14 protein-coding genes and 1 tRNA gene are annotated in these 19002 nt (G+C 52.1%); 6 read left to right on the top strand and 9 right to left on the bottom strand.

Features of this window, described 5'->3' with window-relative positions; genetic code table 11:
• The first annotated feature begins 589 nt into the window (after positions 1 to 589).
• The 6 genes from CVU60_08090 (at position 590) to CVU60_08065 (ending at position 5148) form a co-directional block, all read left to right on the top strand.
• Positions 590 to 829, top strand: a complete 240-nt coding sequence (locus tag CVU60_08090) for a hypothetical protein (protein ID PKN42169.1) — start codon at positions 590 to 592, stop codon at positions 827 to 829.
• Positions 829 to 1296, top strand: coding sequence for a hypothetical protein (locus CVU60_08085; protein ID PKN42168.1), 468 nt, complete (start codon positions 829 to 831; stop codon positions 1294 to 1296). The genes CVU60_08090 and CVU60_08085 overlap by 1 nt, the downstream gene beginning before the upstream one ends.
• The gene (locus CVU60_08080; GenBank protein ID PKN42167.1) at positions 1296 to 2807 is read left to right on the top strand and encodes a hypothetical protein; all 1512 of its coding nucleotides are present in this window, start codon (positions 1296 to 1298) and stop codon (positions 2805 to 2807) included. The genes CVU60_08085 and CVU60_08080 overlap by 1 nt, the downstream gene beginning before the upstream one ends.
• Positions 2808 to 3594: 787 nt before the next feature.
• Positions 3595 to 3825 carry a hypothetical protein gene (locus CVU60_08075; GenBank protein PKN42166.1) on the top strand — a complete coding sequence of 77 codons (231 nt, stop codon included), beginning with the start codon at positions 3595 to 3597 and terminating at the stop codon, positions 3823 to 3825.
• A complete protein-coding gene (locus tag CVU60_08070; protein PKN42165.1) occupies positions 3825 to 4913 on the top strand; it encodes a hypothetical protein in 1089 nt (362 codons plus the stop codon). The genes CVU60_08075 and CVU60_08070 overlap by 1 nt, the downstream gene beginning before the upstream one ends.
• A 158-nt stretch (positions 4914 to 5071) precedes the next feature.
• Positions 5072 to 5148, top strand: a tRNA-Arg gene (locus CVU60_08065).
• 356 nt (positions 5149 to 5504) lie between these two features.
• On the opposite strand, the gene CVU60_08060 is transcribed toward CVU60_08065, so the two are convergent.
• The 9 genes from CVU60_08060 to CVU60_08020 form a co-directional block, all read right to left on the bottom strand.
• A complete protein-coding gene (locus CVU60_08060) occupies positions 5505 to 5903 on the bottom strand; it encodes a hypothetical protein (GenBank protein PKN42164.1) in 399 nt (132 codons plus the stop codon).
• Positions 5904 to 6168: 265 nt separating this feature from the next.
• Entirely contained in the window at positions 6169 to 7890 is a 1722-nt protein-coding gene (locus CVU60_08055) for a sigma-54-dependent Fis family transcriptional regulator (protein PKN42163.1), read from the bottom strand.
• 2 nt (positions 7891 to 7892) lie between these two features.
• The gene (locus CVU60_08050; protein PKN42162.1) at positions 7893 to 9623 is read right to left on the bottom strand and encodes a hypothetical protein; all 1731 of its coding nucleotides are present in this window, start codon (positions 9621 to 9623) and stop codon (positions 7893 to 7895) included.
• A gap of 266 nt (positions 9624 to 9889) precedes the next feature.
• Positions 9890 to 11260, bottom strand: a complete 1371-nt coding sequence (gene prsR, locus CVU60_08045) for a PEP-CTERM-box response regulator transcription factor (protein PKN42161.1) — start codon at positions 11258 to 11260, stop codon at positions 9890 to 9892.
• 132 nt (positions 11261 to 11392) lie between these two features.
• On the bottom strand, positions 11393 to 13438 hold the full coding sequence (prsK, locus tag CVU60_08040; GenBank protein ID PKN42160.1) for a PEP-CTERM system histidine kinase PrsK: 2046 nt from the start codon (positions 13436 to 13438) through the stop codon (positions 11393 to 11395).
• A gap of 4 nt (positions 13439 to 13442) precedes the next feature.
• Positions 13443 to 15548: a hypothetical protein gene (locus tag CVU60_08035; protein ID PKN42159.1), complete on the bottom strand. Its 2106-nt coding sequence runs from the start codon at positions 15546 to 15548 to the stop codon at positions 13443 to 13445.
• Between the two features lie 17 nt (positions 15549 to 15565).
• Positions 15566 to 16198, bottom strand: a complete 633-nt coding sequence (gene epsI / locus CVU60_08030) for an EpsI family protein (GenBank protein ID PKN42158.1) — start codon at positions 16196 to 16198, stop codon at positions 15566 to 15568.
• On the bottom strand, positions 16195 to 17028 hold the full coding sequence (locus tag CVU60_08025) for an exosortase (GenBank protein PKN42157.1): 834 nt from the start codon (positions 17026 to 17028) through the stop codon (positions 16195 to 16197). The genes epsI and CVU60_08025 overlap by 4 nt, the downstream gene beginning before the upstream one ends.
• A gap of 41 nt (positions 17029 to 17069) precedes the next feature.
• The gene (locus tag CVU60_08020) at positions 17070 to 18242 is read right to left on the bottom strand and encodes a hypothetical protein (protein ID PKN42156.1); all 1173 of its coding nucleotides are present in this window, start codon (positions 18240 to 18242) and stop codon (positions 17070 to 17072) included.
• Positions 18243 to 19002: the final 760 nt, after the last annotated feature.

Here is a 19002-nt window from a genome sequence, read left to right as displayed (position 1 = left end):
ACCGCTGCACGCACGAGCAAAGCGAAGTGCCTCTTCTGCCTTTCGTGTCTTTTCTTGCCTTCAATGGTGAGGTCTGTCATCAGTATGACCATATTCACGCCTTCCCCGACACATTCCGACACCGAATCTGACATTTCTGACCAATCTGACCGTTTCTGACATTAAGCCTTTCACCTAACTGAAGGCTTCAGTCACGTTCTTGTATCAAACAAACCTTCCCAGGCATCATTTCCGCATCGACTCGCGTTGCCAAAACTGCACGCCTCCGACTTCATTAGTGCCCCGCGTTAACAAACTAACAGCGCCCTCACCTCGTTGTGTTTTGCAATGAGGGTGGGTCGAAGCTTACACAGCCCTCACCGCCTTCCCCTGAATCGCAACACGCGAATAATCTTTAAAGCCCGCCCCACTGGCACGGCGACTCCTTGGGCGAGCTAACTCAAAAGTTCCGACCGCGATCCACTCATATTCGAGACACTAGTGGTCATAAGGTGGCGTAAGGTGACGCTCCTTTTACCACGTCCGTAGATTTCCCCTCAATGTTTGCAGCAATTCCGCTGCGACAAACATCAACGAGAGGGGTTTCACTATGGAAATCAGTTCAAACATCACCCAGACCATCTTTGCATTGGGCAACGTCGAGGTCGCACGCCTCTACACTATTAACCAAGTCGCAGCCATCTTGAGCGTGTCAACCAAGACAGTTCGTCGCTGGATCGACAGCGGCAAGCTAATCGCTGTTCGCCCAGGCCCCAGAAGCATGCGCATTCCTGGACACGTCGTCATTCAACTCCTTGAGCAGGATAACGGCGTCGAGGAGTCGCGCTGATGGAAGTGTTTACATGTGAACATCACGCGTTCGAAATACCTGCGAATATCGGCATATTTTCCAACGACACAACCAAGGATGACCTGAACCATGCCGAAGAGGCTAACGTTCAAAAATGTGCCGATTTATGCGGGGGGTTTGACCAGGAAGTGCCATCCTCGGAGTATCGGGCCATACGCCAGAAGTGCCTGTGGTGTTGTAACGGATCACCAAAGGAAGTCAGGCTGTGTCCCTCAACTCACTGTCCGCTTAATTCGCTACGCATGGGGAAACGATCCGAGCTTGCGCCGCGTCCCCTGCGTTCGATCAGGGCCAAGTGCAGAGAATGCAGTGAAAAGCTCAAGGACATAGTGGCTTGCGAGGTGGATGACTGTCCTATTTGGCCTTACCGCCTCGGCAAGCGCCCACGAGGTAGGCGCACCACTGGCGTTGCCAACTTCCTCGGATACGACAACGAGGCTCGCTGATGGCCGTTGGTGGAGTGAAAGGGCAGGACATCCACTTCTGTCCAGAGTTGGGCATCGACAGACAGCGCGTTTACCAGAAGAATAAACTTGAGATCGAGCGCCTCAGAGCAGAGAGGCCGATCTTGGCGGCGTTGAACAACAGTCCTGTCACAGACAAACAAGTTGATATCGTCATTAATAACATTCTCAGCATCCTTGAGAAGCATGGACTAAAGCGTCCTGAGCGCCCCTCAGACGTCGCTAAGCAGCGCGGAACCCTTGAGGCCATAATGGCAAACGGACTCATGGCTGCGGACTCGTGCGGATCGACGTCGCTTGAATACGCGCTGCACAATGGTGGATTCGAAAAATTCTATGAGAATAGGCCGTGGGTCTGCTACTTCAGAAAGTTCAACCGATACCCGCAACTCAAGGCCTACAGACTCCCCGTCTCCCATAAGTACCTGCTGGAGCTTATCGACCTTATGGCGAAGGCTGACCTAGTGGAGTCTGAACGGGCTGATGGAAGCAGCAGCGGGAAGGGATTGGCCTCAAGATATCGCCTCAGTCCAAACGTATTAGCTTGGCTCACATGGTCCAATGTCGATCATAGTGATCTCGCTGCCAGCAAGCCAGCCGTGATCATCAAGGATAGCAGTAAACGGATAGTTGCACCGCCTAGGTTCAGTGGCGAGTATGATCAGATTCTAGCGGCATCGCAAAAGATAACCGACTATGTCGCGAAGATCGATGTGTGGATCAAGGATGACAACGGCGACGACATCACGCTTTGCGCAATCGAGGAAGGACTGAGAAGGAGAGCGGATGCTGCCAGCCTGCTCAAGGAGTCAGAACTGGACGATCACACTGCAAACGTTATCGCGGCATGTTCAGAGGCATACGCGATAGCTGCACGGAATCGTGTGCGAACATACCGAGTCTTCAATAACGAATCACTCCAAGAAGGTGGACGGCGCTACGGTCACTGGCTCCAATGCATTCGCAAGAAATGGCGAAAGCGGGCAATAATGGGTGGGCACCCGACTGTCACGCTCGACTTCAAGGCTATTCACCTCCACATCTGCTACGCACTCCAGGGACTGATGCCTCCGACTGGCGACCTCTATGTGTTGGATGTTCAAGACTTTCGCCGCGAGATCGCAAAAACGATGGCTCTCATTGTCATCAACTGCAAGGACATGAAGAGCGCGAAGCTTGCGATGAGGAAACATAGCTCCAAGGAAGGATGGAATCTGACAACAAAAGACATCAACGCTTACATCGCAGCGTTCGTAGCAAAGCACAGCGCCATCAACCAGTATTTCTGCTCGGCGTTCGGCACAAAGGCGCAGTACTATGACTCTGAGATAGCAGAGAGCGTCCTACAAAAGCTGATGAGCCTGGATATACCATGCATCCCAATATTCGACGGCTTCGTAGTCAGAGAGCAGGACGCAGCCCTACTGGGCAAGGCAATGGATGAAGCTTCTGCGGAGGTGCTTGGTCGAGTCCTGCCGTGGGAGCGAGAGTAAAGATGATAGGCCGCCTACAGGTGGCCTTTCTTTTTGGCTGCTGGAGCGGACTGAGAGAATAGTTGCCCGCTTTGTCACCCACATAGCTGGTCAACGTCACATATGCCATCCTCCGACGTCGCAGGACAATTATTGCCCGCTACCAACGTTTATTGGCGCAGGAAAGCTAAGTATCCAACTATCTGATATTACGATCTTAGATAACATTGTTGCCCGCTTTTTGAGAGCGACGACTTAATCCTTGGCGACCACATCGAAGGTGAGCCCCGCAATATCGCAACACACTTATTTCATTGATATAATCACGATTATTGCCCCTAATGAGAGATGAAGAGAGAGGGTAGTGGGTAGCCCAACTGAAAGAGCACACAGACAGACAAGAATAAAGAGACCCAGAAACACACCTGCCTCAATCTTCTTTTTGTCTGTGAGGCGCAACGCTTGTGTAGAACTGAGCCTCTTGGCAGATCGCAGCGCATCTCAATCCCTCACAGCAAGACGGGCGCGCCTCGCTGCTCCACGAGAACAGACTCTGGCAACGCCCGTAGTGCTCTACGCCCAGTGCGAAGCCATCTCTCCGCAGAACACTTTGCATGAGACCGCAGACATGCATTGCAAGCCAATGATAATTTTTGACAAAACATAAGATTATGATATGGATGACAAGTTCAGTTCATTAGTACTGAAGGAAGATTCAGTATTTTATTTGATGACAAACACAATTATCCCTGAAGAGGACGGGTTAGGGCAATGAAATTTTTACTTCGGACCAATGAGAAATGTTTTGATGGAAGGAATGAAATTCAGCACCGCAGCAGAAGGTGCAAAACTCAATCACGGTGGCAGCGTACTAGGTGAGTGTAAATTAGTCGACGTTCCCACGGTTGCAGAATGGTTGCAGGTCTCCCCTCAGTGGGTGTATAGGCATTGGCGAAAGCTTGGCGGAAAGAAAGCTGGTGCCCATATTCGCTTCATTGAAAAAGAAATAGTGGAGCGATTTAAGGAAGGGCTAAACTAATGCCAAGACAACGTATCAACAAGAAGACTGGGAAGAAAGAATGGTTTGGACGAGCTGAAGTTCAAGGCAGATCACGAGAACGAAGGGCCGAACCAAACACCAAGAGAGAGGCTAAACTTCTCGACGAGGTTATCCGAAAGGAACTGCTCGACGAGATTGCCCGCAGTGCAAGCCCAGACAAGATCACGACGATACAGGAACTTCACGACGAATATCTACGTGACCTTGAAGCAAGAAACATGGTGAAGACCAGTTTGATCTCAAAGCGATTGGCCTTCCGCAGGCTCTTTGAGAGCATTCCCTCGAAGACGCATGTTGATGATTTAAGCCAGGTATCACTGAGACGGCACTTGCAGCGGGTTGCCCAGGATATCTCTGCGTTCTCATCAAACAGAGACCTCCGACACCTCAAGAGCGCTTGCTACTGGGCCATCGAAAACGAGATGCTCTCGTGTTCGAACCCATTCGTGAAGATTAAACCCTTCAGAGTAGACAAGAAAGAGCGCCATGTGCCAACTCTGGACGATTTCAGGAAGGCTCTGGATGCCTGCAGTGACCCTCAGGATCGCCTGATGTTGCTGACATACTTTGAGACGGGCGGACGCCTTCGTGAGATACTGAGCCTCAGATGGTCGGATGTCGACCTCGCCAATTCCTCACTGAGGCTTTGGACGGGAAAACGCAAAAGTGGCCGCGAAGCTGATTGGGTCTGCGTCAGCGCAAACCTTGTCGACCTACTACAGCAACAGCGATACGACACGGGCTTGAAGGAGTTTGTCTTTATCAGTCCTCGGACGGGAACCAAGTTCTACAACCGTCCGAAGTTCTTTACAGGCATTGCCAAGAAAGCAGAGATTGAGAGATTCACTGCCCATGAGATCAGGCACTTGACGGCAACCCTCATGCTGCATGGAGGCGAGTCGATCGCCACAATACAAAAGGTACTCAGACATACGAACCCGATGACGACGACTCTATACCTTCACAGCTTCAAAGGTGTCACTCAGTCGAACATCATTGCCAAGGCTTCGGCGAACCTGCTCGGCCTTTCCAAGCCAACCGAACAGGCCCGCGCGCAAGCACAGTAAACACCGCAGCATTTAACAGAGCCCAAGTCCCCAGACTAGGGGATTTGGGAAAAATTAATGGAGACGGGAACACGAGACGGGAATACCCCCGAGAAACGCAATTGACAAAAAGCTTGACGGCCCAGGAGTCCTTGAATAACAAGGCTTTCCTCATATGCGCGCCAGTAGCTCAGGCGGATAGAGCAATTGCCTTCTAAGCAATCGGTCGGGGGTTCGAGTCCTCCCTGGCGCGCCACAAGAAAATCAAGGGGTTGGATGTAAAAATCCAACCCCTTTTGTCATGTCGCTTATTAGCGCCCCACCACTCATAAAACGCTTCTTCGACACTATGCGGGCGCTCATGCCCCTACACGTGGACCAATCCCTTCTCCCGAGCCTGTCCAAACCCAAGCCGCACAAAAAGTTGGGTAACTTTCCCTGCATGCCTTATCGCAGATCAATTGCTACCGTGGAAGATGGGGATGATTGAGCTGTTACATTACTCCGTCAGAAACCTCCAGCCTGTCTTTTGCTGAGTTGGATTGTTTGCAGTGAGATCTTACTTGGAAAAATTTACACAAATCCGGAATCAGATTTTTATAAATGTGAAAATTATACAGCAATATTATTTTTTTTGCGCAAAGATATTTTTTTTTGTATTATATTATTTACAGAAGAAATGAGTTCATCTTGCCGTATAGGCTTTATGATATAATCAGCTGCATGCATTTTGAAACTCATGTCAATTGTCTCTACTGATGGATATGCAGTCATTATGATGACTTGCGTTTCAACTTCGTTACGGTCAACATTTCTCAATACGTCTAATCCACATCCATCACCAAGAATAATATCAACGATTATAACATCAAAAACATTTTCTTTTATTTTAGACAGTGATTCCATCAAATTTTTTGACGTGCAGACATGATTTCCTTTCTCGGCAAGAAATTTATAAAATGTGAATCGAATGGATTCTTCGTCATCGATGACAAGTATGTTTGCATTCATGGCTATTTTAAATGAAATTTCATGAAGATGATCTTTTGTAAGAGGTTATGCGGAAATACAAAGCTGGTATCCACATCCGAGCCAGCACTGCCTCGAAACCACCAAACAGATTTAATACAATATTCATACCAGCAACAAAATAATTCACATGTCTTCCACATTACTTCAAAATAATTGATTTTTTCGATAAAAACAGAATACGGGGCTGGAAAACTGCATGCAGAATACGTTGCATGCAACAAAATCGTTGCATGCAAAAGATGCATCAGAAACGCAACAGTTTCGTATCGGAAGATTCCCGGACGAGGCCATATCTCTTGATTTTACGGTACAGGGTCACCCTGTCTATCCCGAGCATCCGCGCAGCCTTCGCCTTGTTCCAGTCTGTACTGTTCAGAGCTTCAAGAACAACACTCGCATCGTCATTCCGGCTTCCTGAATGCGAGCTCCGTACTCCTGAAGACTTCAGAAAATCCAATGGCATGTCGTCAAACGTGATAATGCCCTTGGTACAAAGCACAAAGGCATGTTCCATAATATGCTCAAGTTCGCGCACATTGCCTGGCCATGGATGCTTGAGAAAGGCGTGAAATACATCGGAGGATACGGATTTGATGTTCTTTTTGAACTTTGCGTTGAACCTTTCGCGAAAATGATCGACGAGGAGCGGAATGTCCTCAGTCCGAGCGCGCAAAGGAGGCAGCTTGATCTCAACCACCTTGAGACGGTAGTAAAGATCCTCCCTCAATGTACCCTTGACGACCTGCTCCCGGAGGTTCTTGTTTGTCGCCGCGATAAGCCGAACATTGGCTTTCACGGTCGTGGCACTCCCAACCCGCTCAAACTCCCGTTCTTCCAGAACACGCAACAGCTTGAGCTGCACGATGGGCGAAAGGTCGCCAATCTCGTCAAAAAAAATCGTTCCGCCGCTGGCTTTCTGAAAGCGCCCCTCACTATCCCTGATCGCACCCGTAAACGCCCCCTTGACATGACCGAAGAGCTCACTTTCCAGCAGGCTCTCGGGCAAGGCAGAACAGTTTACCTTCACCAGAGGCTTGTCGCTGACGTCTCCGGCCGCATGCAGGGCATCGGCAACCAACTCCTTGCCCGTACCGCTTTCACCGGTGATCAGGGTCGTTGTCTGCACACTGGCGAGCGTTCTTATCAGGGCATAGACCTTCTGCATCGGCTCGCTCTTTCCGATGAGACGATAAAACTGTCCGTAATCCTTGAGCTTCATCTCCAAATTTGACACATGCGTATCGTCACGCAGCATCATTACCACGCCGGTGGATTGGCCCTGGGCGTTGAGCAGCGGATAGATTCGCGCACTGACCACTTTGCGGACCCCATTTCCAGTCTGGCACTCGACGCGATCCTCCTCATGCGGCTTCCCGCTCAGCAGCCCTTCCGCGAGAATCGTCTCGAATCTCCTGTTGACCGTCTGCGGCAGCAAGCCGACGGGCTTGCCAACGTCGGACTGAGAAAACCCGCACATTTCTCTGGCAGCTTCATTGAATTCGATCAGCACGGAATCGTTGTTGACAGAAATGATGGCCTCTCTGACGCTTCTGAAAATCGCCTCAAGATTCGACCGGTATCTCTCCTTTTCATCGTTGGCGAGTTTGTACGACAAGGCCAGCCGGGTGGCGTTCAACAATGCATCCTGTTTGACTGGCTTGGGAATGTAGTCGAAGGCGCCCAGATGAATGGCTTCGGTCACGCTCTCGACACCGGGATCACCGGTGATCATGATGACCGGACAACTCAGCCCTCTCGCCTTGATCTCGCGCAGAATGTCGATTCCCGTGCCGTCTTCGAGGAATATGTCCACAAATACGACATCGAACCCTTCGCCGGAAATTTTGGACAAGGCCTCGCTGCAACTCGAGGTAGTCACGACCGCATGACCCGCGACACGCAAAAATCGTGAAAGAGTGAACCTGATCGATTCTTCGTCATCGACAATCAGAATTCTGCCGCTCATTGTCATTTCCCCACATCTTTCCGATGAACCGGTAAATCGATCATCACGCGGGTAAACAAACCCTCCTCACTCTCAAAGCGCAGATACCCCCCGTGATCCTCAATGATCTTCTGCGTGATACTGAGCCCAAGACCAGTCCCCTTGCCAAAAGGCTTGGTGGAGAAAAAAGGCTTGGTCAAAAATGAAATCTTTTCCGCCGATATCCCGCCCCCCTGATCCAGAAATGCTACCCGCACATGAGGGCATTCCTCGATCATGACGACCTCGCCAGAGATCACAAGACTCTTGTCCCTGTGCCACCCCGGGTACTTTTCATTCAGCGCATAGCGCGCGTTGCTGATGATATTGATGAACGCCTGCTGAACTTGCTGCAGATTTGACGTGACTTCGGGCAGTGTATCCGGAAAATTGAGTACAAGATGGATGCCGTCCTTGCGGATTTGCGCCTGGGTCAAGGCCATTGTTTCTTCGACAATCGTCGAAACCGACGTAGCCCTTTTCTCTTTTCGCCTTTCATGCGCATAGGAAAGGAGGGATTTGACGAGGCGACCGATGCGCTCCCCCTCTTTGAGGATCCGCGCCCCAAGGTCATGCTCCATGCTCTCGGCGCCGCACTCGTTGACCAATATTTGCCCGTAGTTGATGATGCCGTTAACCGGATTGTTTATTTCATGCGCAACACTTGCCGCCAACTCCCCAAGCGACAAAAGATGACATGCATACTGCGCATCCTCCTGAATCGCCATTCTTCCCGTAACATCACATACCAGCAAAAGCACATTAGCGACACTTCCATTTTCTTTAACAGGAAAAGCCCTTATATCAAGCACAGACTCTCCATGCGTAATAATGCAAGACCTTTTCTCTCCTGTCTTAAAACATTCGAATACAATTCCATTTTCGTAAAATTTTGAAAAATTACTAACAAATTCAAAACAGTAATTCATAACGCTATCAGGTATATTTGAATTTATCCCAAAATCATTAACTATGTTCGACCATTGAACTCTCATTTCCGGAGAAACAATTATTACTGTCCCATTAATATCACTTAATATTGCGTGAAATTGTTGCAATAATATCTGAAATCTATTTTCAATTTCTAATTGATGCATTGACTTGGAACATAACTCTTCATCAAGGCAAGAACAAGAATCAAAATTTTTAAATACCGTACCACTCATATCTGGGCTGGATCTCAAAACAGAGATGCATAATTCGGAGCACCCACCATTTAAAGACCTGCCTGTCTCGATTTGAACCCGGAACTCCTGCAGATTCTTCCGTTTGAGCATCAGCTCGCAAGTCTGCCGCACCCCTGTTTCGAAGACTAGGCCAAGATGTTCCCTGAATTTTTGCACATCTTGAGAGACAACGTGGTGCTCGAAAGGCAAATTGAGCAGTGCGCAGCTTTCCACACCTAACTGATCGATCATCCAGGAATTTGCCTCCCGCAGTCGTCCCTGGACGTCCATGCAGATGAAACCGTGGGCCGGAAAATCGCAAAAATCCCGATACATCGACATTTTTTCTTCAAGACAGCCCAAAACCCTGGAAAGGCCTTCGTCCTGCGCCATCAACACGCCCAACTGCTCTTTCAACTCGCTAACCACCCGAAACCCATCAAAGTCTTCGGGCCCACGAATTTTACGGCCGAACCGCTCCCTCCCGGCGCCCGACTTTTCGCTGCTCAACTCGAACAGACGATCTTTATTAGCACAACATTTTGCCATACAAAACCCATTTAATAACTATTTTAATTTATATAAAATTATCACTATATTAATAATTTCAAATATATTATTTACTCTATAAATATTAAATACTGTATTTAATAAAATTAAAAGATCAGAAAAATTAAATAAAAATATACAAATATCTCAGAATTTAAATTAATTATATTAAAAAAATGAACATAAATTAAAAATGTAAAAGATGAATACATTGCCAACATGAATCTGCATAGAACTGAACCCAAAAAAAATACGCCCTTTACCTGCTAATTTTCGATCTCGTGCTTCTTCAAAAGATCATACATGGTCGGCCGACTGATCCCAAGTGCGTCAGAAGCCTTGACTATGTTGCCCTCATGCTTGGCCAAGGCAGCCAGAACCATCTTCTTTTCGAGCATGGCTCTGGCTTCCTTCAGAGTCTTGTCCTTCAGACCCAACCCATTCAGGGCATCGACACCCTCCCCGAAACCCAGTTCCTCGGCCGTGAGCAGGGTCGAGTCCGCAAGCAGCACTGCTCGCCGCAACTTGTTTTCAAGTTCACGGATATTGCCAGGCCAGCCATAAGTATTGAGGCAGGCCAGGGCATCAGGCGCGAACCCGCATCGGGGTTTACCCAGATCGCGGGTGATGCGATCCAGAAAATATTCGGCCAGAATACGCACGTCGCCTTCCCGTTCCCGCAGCGGAGGAAGATGGATATTGACCACGCCGATGCGGTAATACAGATCTTCCCGAAAACGCCCCTGGGCTATGGCTGCGGCGATGTCGATATTCGTGGCCGCGATGATGCGCACATTCACGGAGATGTCCTTTCTCCCCCCCACACGTTGAATGACCATCTCCTGCAGAAATCTGAGCAACTTGACCTGGAGATTGACGGGCAGTTCCCCTATCTCGTCCAAAAAGAGGGTTCCGTCGCTGGCGTATTCGACCTTGCCCCTTACCGTGGAGGCCGCACCTGTGAAGGCTCCCTTTTCATGACCAAACAACTCGGACTCGATCAGGTTCTCGGGGATGGCTCCACAGTTGATACAGATCAAGGGACCATGCTTGCGCAAACTCTTGGCATGAATGGCTCTGGCCACCAGTTCCTTGCCTGTGCCGCTCTCGCCGGAAACAAGAATCGGCACGTCCGAAGCCGCGACCTTGTCGATAAGACCCAGCACCCCGCGCATGGCCGCGCACGCCCCTACGATCCCGCAGTTGTCCCTGACCTCGAGGGCTGCTTCGCCCTGCTGAACCACTGTCTCGCGCTCAATGCCATGCAAATGGAACGCACGGCGAATGATGACTCGCAACTCGTCCAGGTCGATGGGCTTGCGAAAAAAATCAAAGGCACCCAGCTTGATCGCCTGCAGGGCATTTTCCCGATCGTCATTGCCGGTGACGACAATGATCTTGGCTGAAGGCTCAAATTTGAGCATCTCCGCCAACGCCCTAAACCCCTCCTCCGAAGACTCGACATGCGGCGGAAGACCCAGATCAAGGGTCACCACACCGGGATGAAGCCGACGAAAGACAGCCAGCGCCTCGTCAACATTGGAGGCAAGATGGAGCGCGTATGGTTCCGAGGCCAACCCCCATTTGAGCTGGGTCAGTACATCCTCGTTATCATCAACAATAAGCAAATGTTCCAATTATTGGCCCCACTCAAGGTATTTTTTGAATCAGAACACATTTTATTCGACACCACCGATCAATTTTATTGAAAAATAACACATCTTCACATTACAAGTCCATATCTCTCGCCTAAAAATTGATAACAAAGTCTATCTATCCTCAATACAAACAACAAATTCAGCACCTTCTCCCGGAACACTACGAACCTCGATTCGCCCTCGGTGAGCTTCAACGATCTGCTTGCATTGATACAGTCCGATGCCCATGCCCTTGGTCTTGGTGGACTTGAACGGTTCGAAGAGACCGCCCGCCAGAAACTCCTCGGCAATCCCCACGCCATGATCCACGACCTTCACAAATGGCTCCGGTTCCTCCCCGACCGTAATGGATATGGATTGACCCGCCGTGGAAGCCTCCAGCGCATTCAGGCAAAGGTTAAGGATCACCTTGCCCATCTCCACGCTGTCAACCAGCACCCGCACATCCGTACCCTGAAAATCCAGACGCTCCTGCGGCAGGGGACGGGTGGCCTCCCTTGCCAGCGACAGAAGGCCCACAGGTTCACGCTTCAGGGTTTGCCGGTCGGGGAGACCCTTGAGTTGCGAGATGAGGATCTTCATCTTGCCCACCGTGCGGCCCAAAGAATCGACCATATCCTTCTGGAATTCGGGATTGCCGATATGTTTTTGCGCGTTGTCGACCATGAGCGAAAGCGTATAGACATGATTCTTCAAATCATGGAGCACGAAAGCCGAGACCTTGCCCATGATCTCCATCTCCCTCGACCGAGCCAATTGTTCCAGGAGGCGCATGTTCAAGAGAGCCGAGGAGATATGCCGGGCCATGGTGTCCATCAGTTCAAAGTCCTCCTCGTCATACTCTTCTTGGGGATTGATGGGCGGACCCAGAAGCACGAATCCGTCCAACATTTCTTCGCGAAAAATGGGAATGGCGAAGACGGCCCGCGCGAGCCAAGGCGAAGGGTCGTCAACATCCGCCGTGCGCAACACGGAACGCCGGAGGTCAAGCGCAGTCACTAGAGCCGAGTCTGCCCCGAAACCGCCTTCGTGGAAATCCATCTCCACCAGGCTGGCAGACAGATAAAGTTTGCGACCATGGTCGAAAAGAAAAAGCCCCGCACCTACGATGCCGAATGTTTCACAGCAGGCCGACAATGCCGCCTGCTGCAATTCGCTTTGCGTGCGGGCCGCTGCCAGATGCTGCGTGAACTGCACCCACTGGATGCGATAATCATACTTCTCGCCATAAAAGTGCAGCTGCAGAAAAAGACGGATCTTGCGGCGCACCGTGTCAGAAAGAAAAACAATCAGGAGTCCAAGCCCGGCCAGAAAGCTGATCACCAGCAGCACGGCCCGACCCAGCTCGTCTCCGAAAAGGCGCGCGCCCTCGCCGAGCAATCCGAGCCCGACCAGATACAACCCGGCAGCGACCAGAACCACGGATTTGAAGGCCATCCGTCTGGAGAAGCTGATCCTCACCTCGGACCCGCGACGCAAATCCGAAAACCACATCATGCACGCGCCGACCAACAGGGCAGAAGAGCGCAGGCTGGCCAGGCTCATGTTGATGGAACGATGCAGGAGGCTCTGGCTGTAATAGAGGATCAAGGAGGCCAGGATGCTCACTGCCCCCAGAAGCACGAATTTGATTTTCCAGCGGCGATGATGCACGGCCGCCGCCAGGGTGGCTTCGATATTGAGAAGGGCCACGACGCAGCATACGGCGAAACCGATATAGAAATAGAAGCTTCCGGGAAGGAGAAAAAGAAGGCCTTCGGTCGCGAAATCCGGGGCAAAATAGGCGCCCTGAGCAGCCAGATACCCGGCCCAGGGCAGCATGAGGCAGGACAGGAGGATCATGGCACGCTGTATTCCGGGCAACCGCCCCTCTTCGTAGCTCCGGGCAAAAAGGGCCGTGAAACAGATCCAGGCCGGCCCCAAAGCTCCTTCCACCAGCAGACCGGCCATACGCCATGACTGCAACATGCCGGGATACAGAAGCGTCAGCAGATCCGTCGTTTCCAGCCCGGCAGACAGCAGGAGCGCCAGGGCCAGGACTCCCGAGGCCCGCGACCGCTCGGCGCGCATAACGCCAAGCAGCATGCGCACGGCAAACCCGAACGCCAGGATGACGGCGCACAGGGTTGTCAGAAACGACAGAAAGGGAGGCATCATCGATCTACTCCAGCGTGCCTGCAAGCGTTGCCGTATTGCCGAAAGGATCCATCAATTCCAGCCGCCACGGATCTCTCTTGCGAACTTCCCGCTTGGGGACGAAGATACAGGGTCTTGAGGCGAAGCGTTCGAAGACATGCTTCGCCCCGTCTCCCTCGGCTGCGATGCGGCCAAGGCGCATCTGTGCCAGGCGGGGCTCATGGGCGCTCGATCCCAAATCAGCCATGACCAGATAGCCCCTGCCGCGCTCCGCATCCCGGACAGGTGCCACGCGCACGTTTTTTTCCCACGTCAGACCGTTCAGCCCGCCCGGCTTTTGCGGCACCAAAGGCAAACGGTACAGGGGGTCGCCAACAAAGCTGGTGATCCAGCCCATGTGGACCTGATTGCCAAGCAAAATTTCACCAACAGGGCGGCCTTCACGCAGGGCCGGATAAAACACCGCTTCGTCCCAGAAACTGTGGCTGTGTATGTGGGGCGTCTTGCGCGGGTCAACGCGAGCCGCCCCGGCCGTGACCGTCACTCCTTGCCTCAGGAACTCGTGAAATCTTGAATTCTTCACGTTCCAGCCCTGGTTCGACTGCACAAAGGCCGCAATCCCTCCGGGAAGAAACACGGGACCGGAGTTGAAAAAACCGCAATCAGGGGCCAGCCGGAAAAGATCCAGCCGGACCCTGCCTTTGGGGTGTTGGAACAGATGCCTGTATCCCAGGTCCCAGAACGGCTTGGCCGGAGTCCGATCGCCGATCTCTCCAACGCGTTCCGGAGCCTTACGGAGAGGGATATCCGGAAGTACGCCCAGCTCCGGGCCGGCATATCTGGAGGCATAGACGCCCCTGTCCACCAGTTCCATGGCTTCAAGGGGTGTTTGCCCGTCGATGCGCATGGCGAAAAAAAGATGACGATCCGGGCGCAGGGCCCGTAGCGCGGAGGTAAACCGGGGCGAACCCAGCCCTGCCTTGTTCCCGCCTTTGCGGTAGGCCGCCGGATGCACGAACGGATTTGCATCCACTCCCTCGAGGGGCATGGACATTCGCGTGCGGAGCAAAATGTTCGCGAATGCATTTGGCTTTGAAGACGAAACCGGGGCAAAGCGCATCGGCTGGACCTCACTTAGGTGCAGGCTTTTGAAATCGTAGTACATGAGCTGAAGCCTCTGACAAAAATCAATCTCCGAGCCGTAATCGCGCAACTGCAGACCGACCCCGGTGGCAATGCCGTAAGGAGCCGAAACGGTTCGGGGTAGCCCATGACAAACGACAATGTACAGAACATGATCTTTCAGCAGCGTCCCGTCAGGCCTGGCATTGGAAGGGTCTTCCAGAAACGCCTTGATCGGGGCTTCCACAAAATCCAGATAATTCTGATCGTCGCGAATTCCGTCGAGACCGGTGGAACTCCAGGACGCCTGACGAATGTCCTTGTATTCGGCGCTCCACTCATGGACATCGCCCTGAACATTCCCGCACCGGGCTCTGGCCGTAAACGACCCCGGCAAGATGAGTCCGCCCAGAGCCCTGATCTGCCAATCCTCGCCATGCCGTACCCGCACCTTGTCGGGGTAAAGGCTCAAACCATTCTCGACCAGCACGAGGCGTGTGCGGCTTGAGCTGTCGTCAGACTCGATCTCAAGCCTTAACGTACCTAGGTCCCACGGAACCTTGGACCTGGGCAGCGCCACCTCCACCATGCGGCTGTCCCGCATCTCGCAGGCGGGAACTGGGCGTTTCGAATCACGGGGCTGATACACGACCCCGCAACTGTTGTCGTGGCTGCGTTCCTGCAAGTGATCGCCCGCAAGGAGGCTTTTTGACGACCGCGCACCTGTCAATCCCAGCAGATAGGGCCGCTCCCCGGTGACGGGGTCGGTATGCATCCGCGCATAATGCTCGGCGACTGCCAGGGAATCCTGTGCCGAGGGGATCAGAGGATGCCGTGCCCGCCAATCCGCATTGTAGAGAACGAGGACCTGCGAGGGCGAGATGTCATCCGAGGCCTTGGCAAATGCCAGCCCCCGGCAGAAAATAAGCGCGCACAGGAGAAGCAGGAGCGCAGCGGACAGGCGGCATGAAATACCGCGTACGACAAAACTCGACATGTCCGTGTACATAAGCCCCCCTCAAGTCCCTAGCTTGGCAAAAAATCGCGAATGAGCGGATAGAAATCCCGCAAAAAGTCTTCGATCTGTTTCTCCGCCGCTTCCTGACTGCCCCCCCCCTGCACGGAAATTCTCATGAAGCTCTGATCCCGGCGGCGGTGGAACATGGAGCCCGTTATCTCGGCAAGTTTCAGGGAGAACTCGTCTGGCATGGTCCTGCCGCGCATGGAGAACCAGTAGTAGATGGTCTCGCGGTTGTTACCCATGGCGTATACGGCCTGGACCAGGTTGACCGTCTCCGCGCCCAGCTCCAACGTGGCGTGCCTAGAGGACATTTCCGTCCAGCCCCCGCCCGGCAGGCAATGCTTGGGCGAGTGAATCCGCCCGGAATCGGGACCACCGTCAAAAAAACTCAGGTACATGTCCACGCTCGATCCGTCCTCCCTGGCATAGCGCCGGGAAAGGTAGTCCGTCGGCATGAGCACCTTGATGATGTTTTCGCCAAGGCTTGCCTGTCCGATCATGCGCCAGCCCGCATGGCTGATCGGGAAATCCCCGAAGGGACGAGCCAGCGGCACTTCGAGATCGCGGTGAAGACCCATGTATGTTCCGGCCCCGGCCAAGAAAAGAATGATGAAAATAAAACGGAAGCGAATGTTCATGACCACCTCTTGAGTGCCGCGCCCAGGACCAAGAACATGACCACAGCAGCGAAAAAAACGAAAACTCCGGCAAATTCGTGAAAAAATCCCTCGGCTGCAGCCGCCCCGAAATACTGGGCCAGTCCCCCCGTGACGATGACCCGCAGGCAATTGGTGAAGACCGCGATGGGCAGCGTGGAACCGATGAGCACCACCCGGTCCCGGACCGAAGTGTGCAGCACGAAGGCGTATGCCGTGCCCAGGGCCAGAAGGGACATGATGGAACGCAGCCCGCTGCATGCATCTGCCACTTCAAGGGTGATATTCGGGAACATGAGGATGTTGCCTTCCTGCCAGATGACGATGCCCATGGCTTTCAAGGCCAGGACCGAAACCTTGGTCACAAAGAGCTTCAGCGGAAAGGCGGCTGCGTCGTAGATAATGTAGGGGATCGGAATCATGAGCAGCAGATAGGCCAACGGTGCAAGAAGAATACTGAAAATCCTCCATCCCAGGATATAGAGCACCGAACCCGCGATGATGATCACCAGCGAGGCGCGCATGGTGTAATATTCCGTACCCAGCCAGCCGAAAAGAAGCATGCCCAGCCCGAAGAAGACGAGACCCAGGCCGGACTCGGCAGGCCTGACCTCCGCCTCCAGGAGCTCTTCCCGACGCATGTAGGCCAGATACCCGGCGATGAAGGGCACGAGAAAGCCGTGCGAATAATTGTCGTCGGCAGCCCACTGCCTGACCATTGGGACGACAATCGGCCAATAGACGACCCCGACCGCCACGATCAGGAAAACACCCCAGATGATCAGATTTTTTTGATTCTTCAAAAGTTCCATCCAGTTCCCCCATCAGATGTTCACATTCCAAAGGACCCGACCTATTCCCAAACCCCGTCCAGGGCCTCGCGGTGCGCGCCCCGTCCGACAAGGCTGCGCACCTTGCGTACGGCCTGGCAGGCAACCCAGCCCGCCAGGGGAAAAGGATCCCGCAGCTCAAAATCATCCATGGCCGCGAATCTGGAAAACTCCGCATCCGGCCGCTCGACGTTCGGCCTGGCCAATAATCCGCAAGCCTTGCGCATCATGTCTCCGCCCAGCCACCTCGTTGCCACCTCCGGCGGGTCAAGGGGCGCACTGAAATCATTCTCATCCATGGCGCATTTGTAATAGTAGTAGGGAAAATCAATGCCCCGGGCGATGCTCTGTCCGACTGACCCCCAAAAACGCGGATTGACGTCGATGAGAAAACTCTCGTTCCTGACCTCGTCATGCAGGAAGTCCGCCTGGCACGGCCCGGTCCATCGCAAATCGTCCAGAATGGTCTTCAGCGCCGCCGTCGCTGCGGGAAAATCGCGGCTGACACGCACTGTTGGCTGACCATACGGATGAGGATAGGTCTGTACGGTCCAGTACGAATCCGAGGCGACGAGACGCCCGTCTTTGTAAAGCATGGCCACTCCTGCAATGGGACCGTGGATTTTCTCCTGAACAAGGTATCGATCCGGCAGCAACTCAGGCTGTTCAGCCAAGACTCGGAGGACGGGCATGTCGGCCACCTCCATCACCGACCATCCCCCCCCGCCCTGCTTGGGCTTGAGGACGGCAGGGAAATGAAAGTCAGACGGCAAGCCCAGGGCCAGCGCGTCTTCCAACTCCACGGTCATGGGCATGCGCACCCCGAGACGATCCGCAATGCTTTTGAGAGAGCGCTTGTCATGGAGGCTGATGAGTTTCTCGTATTCGGACATGAAGATGCGCACATGGGGGGCAAGGACAGCGCGATGGCGGGCCACGAAATAAGTTTCTTCCAGAACAGGGACAAGGACGTCGATACTCTCCCTGTCGATGATCCGGAGGAGGTCTTCGACAAAGCGGGCCTCATCCAGAAAGGGCGAGGCGTAAACATGCCTGCCGGCGGCATGACGGGACCAGAATGACATGGCCAGCGGATCGGAATCCGCCATTACCGCCTGGATACCATGACTGCTTAAATTCTTGCAGATGCAGTAGGCAACACGAGTACTGGCCGAAGTGATGAGTGCGCGTCCCACATTATCTCCATATTAAAATACATAATTTAAGTACAAAAAATCATGAGGATTCTTTCTTTACAAAAGAATTTTTCATAAATTTTGCGACAGAATATATTCTTGAATTCTTATCAAAATAATTTTTTGGATTTGAATAAAAATTCAGTTTATAAATAAATTGTCCATACATACCAAGTCTATATTTAAGACCTATTTCGTATGTATTTTTACATGGATTACATGAACCGCAAGGCTTTGAAAAAAATGTAGGACGATGACAAAACCATGACAAACTCAGTATATCAAAAAAATCATGTTCTTTCGATATTTTTTGCATATCTAATTTATAAATATCTGTTATAGAAAAAACAAAACGATGAAAAAGATCATAAACTGGAGATCCTTTATACTTTTGATCTATACAACGAGACCCATTTTCCTCTTTTGATAAATAATTTGATATGACAGAATGACAGCCTACAACCGAATTTGAACGTTCAATAACGAGCTCAATCTCTGAAACCCCGAATCTGTCCGCCCAAATGGATAACCACTCATACTGCCCGCCGAGCCTGTTTTTAAGCCCCTCATAAGATGCGGATAAATGCAAATTCTCTCCCACATCGGTTTTATCAAAATAAAGCGTCGGCAACAAAAGAGCGCTCAACTCAGGGTATCTCTGCGTCAAAAGACGCTTGACGTTGCTCATCGCCTTGAACTCATGGACAAGAGACCATCGAAAAGGATCAATTATATAGTACGTCTGTACTGGACATTTTTC

It is taken from the genome of Deltaproteobacteria bacterium HGW-Deltaproteobacteria-18 (genome assembly GCA_002841885.1).
Taxonomy (GTDB): Bacteria; Desulfobacterota; Desulfovibrionia; order Desulfovibrionales; family Desulfomicrobiaceae; genus Desulfomicrobium.
The sequence above is the reverse complement of the archived record's forward strand: the minus strand, read 5'-3'. Positions and strand labels throughout refer to the sequence as shown.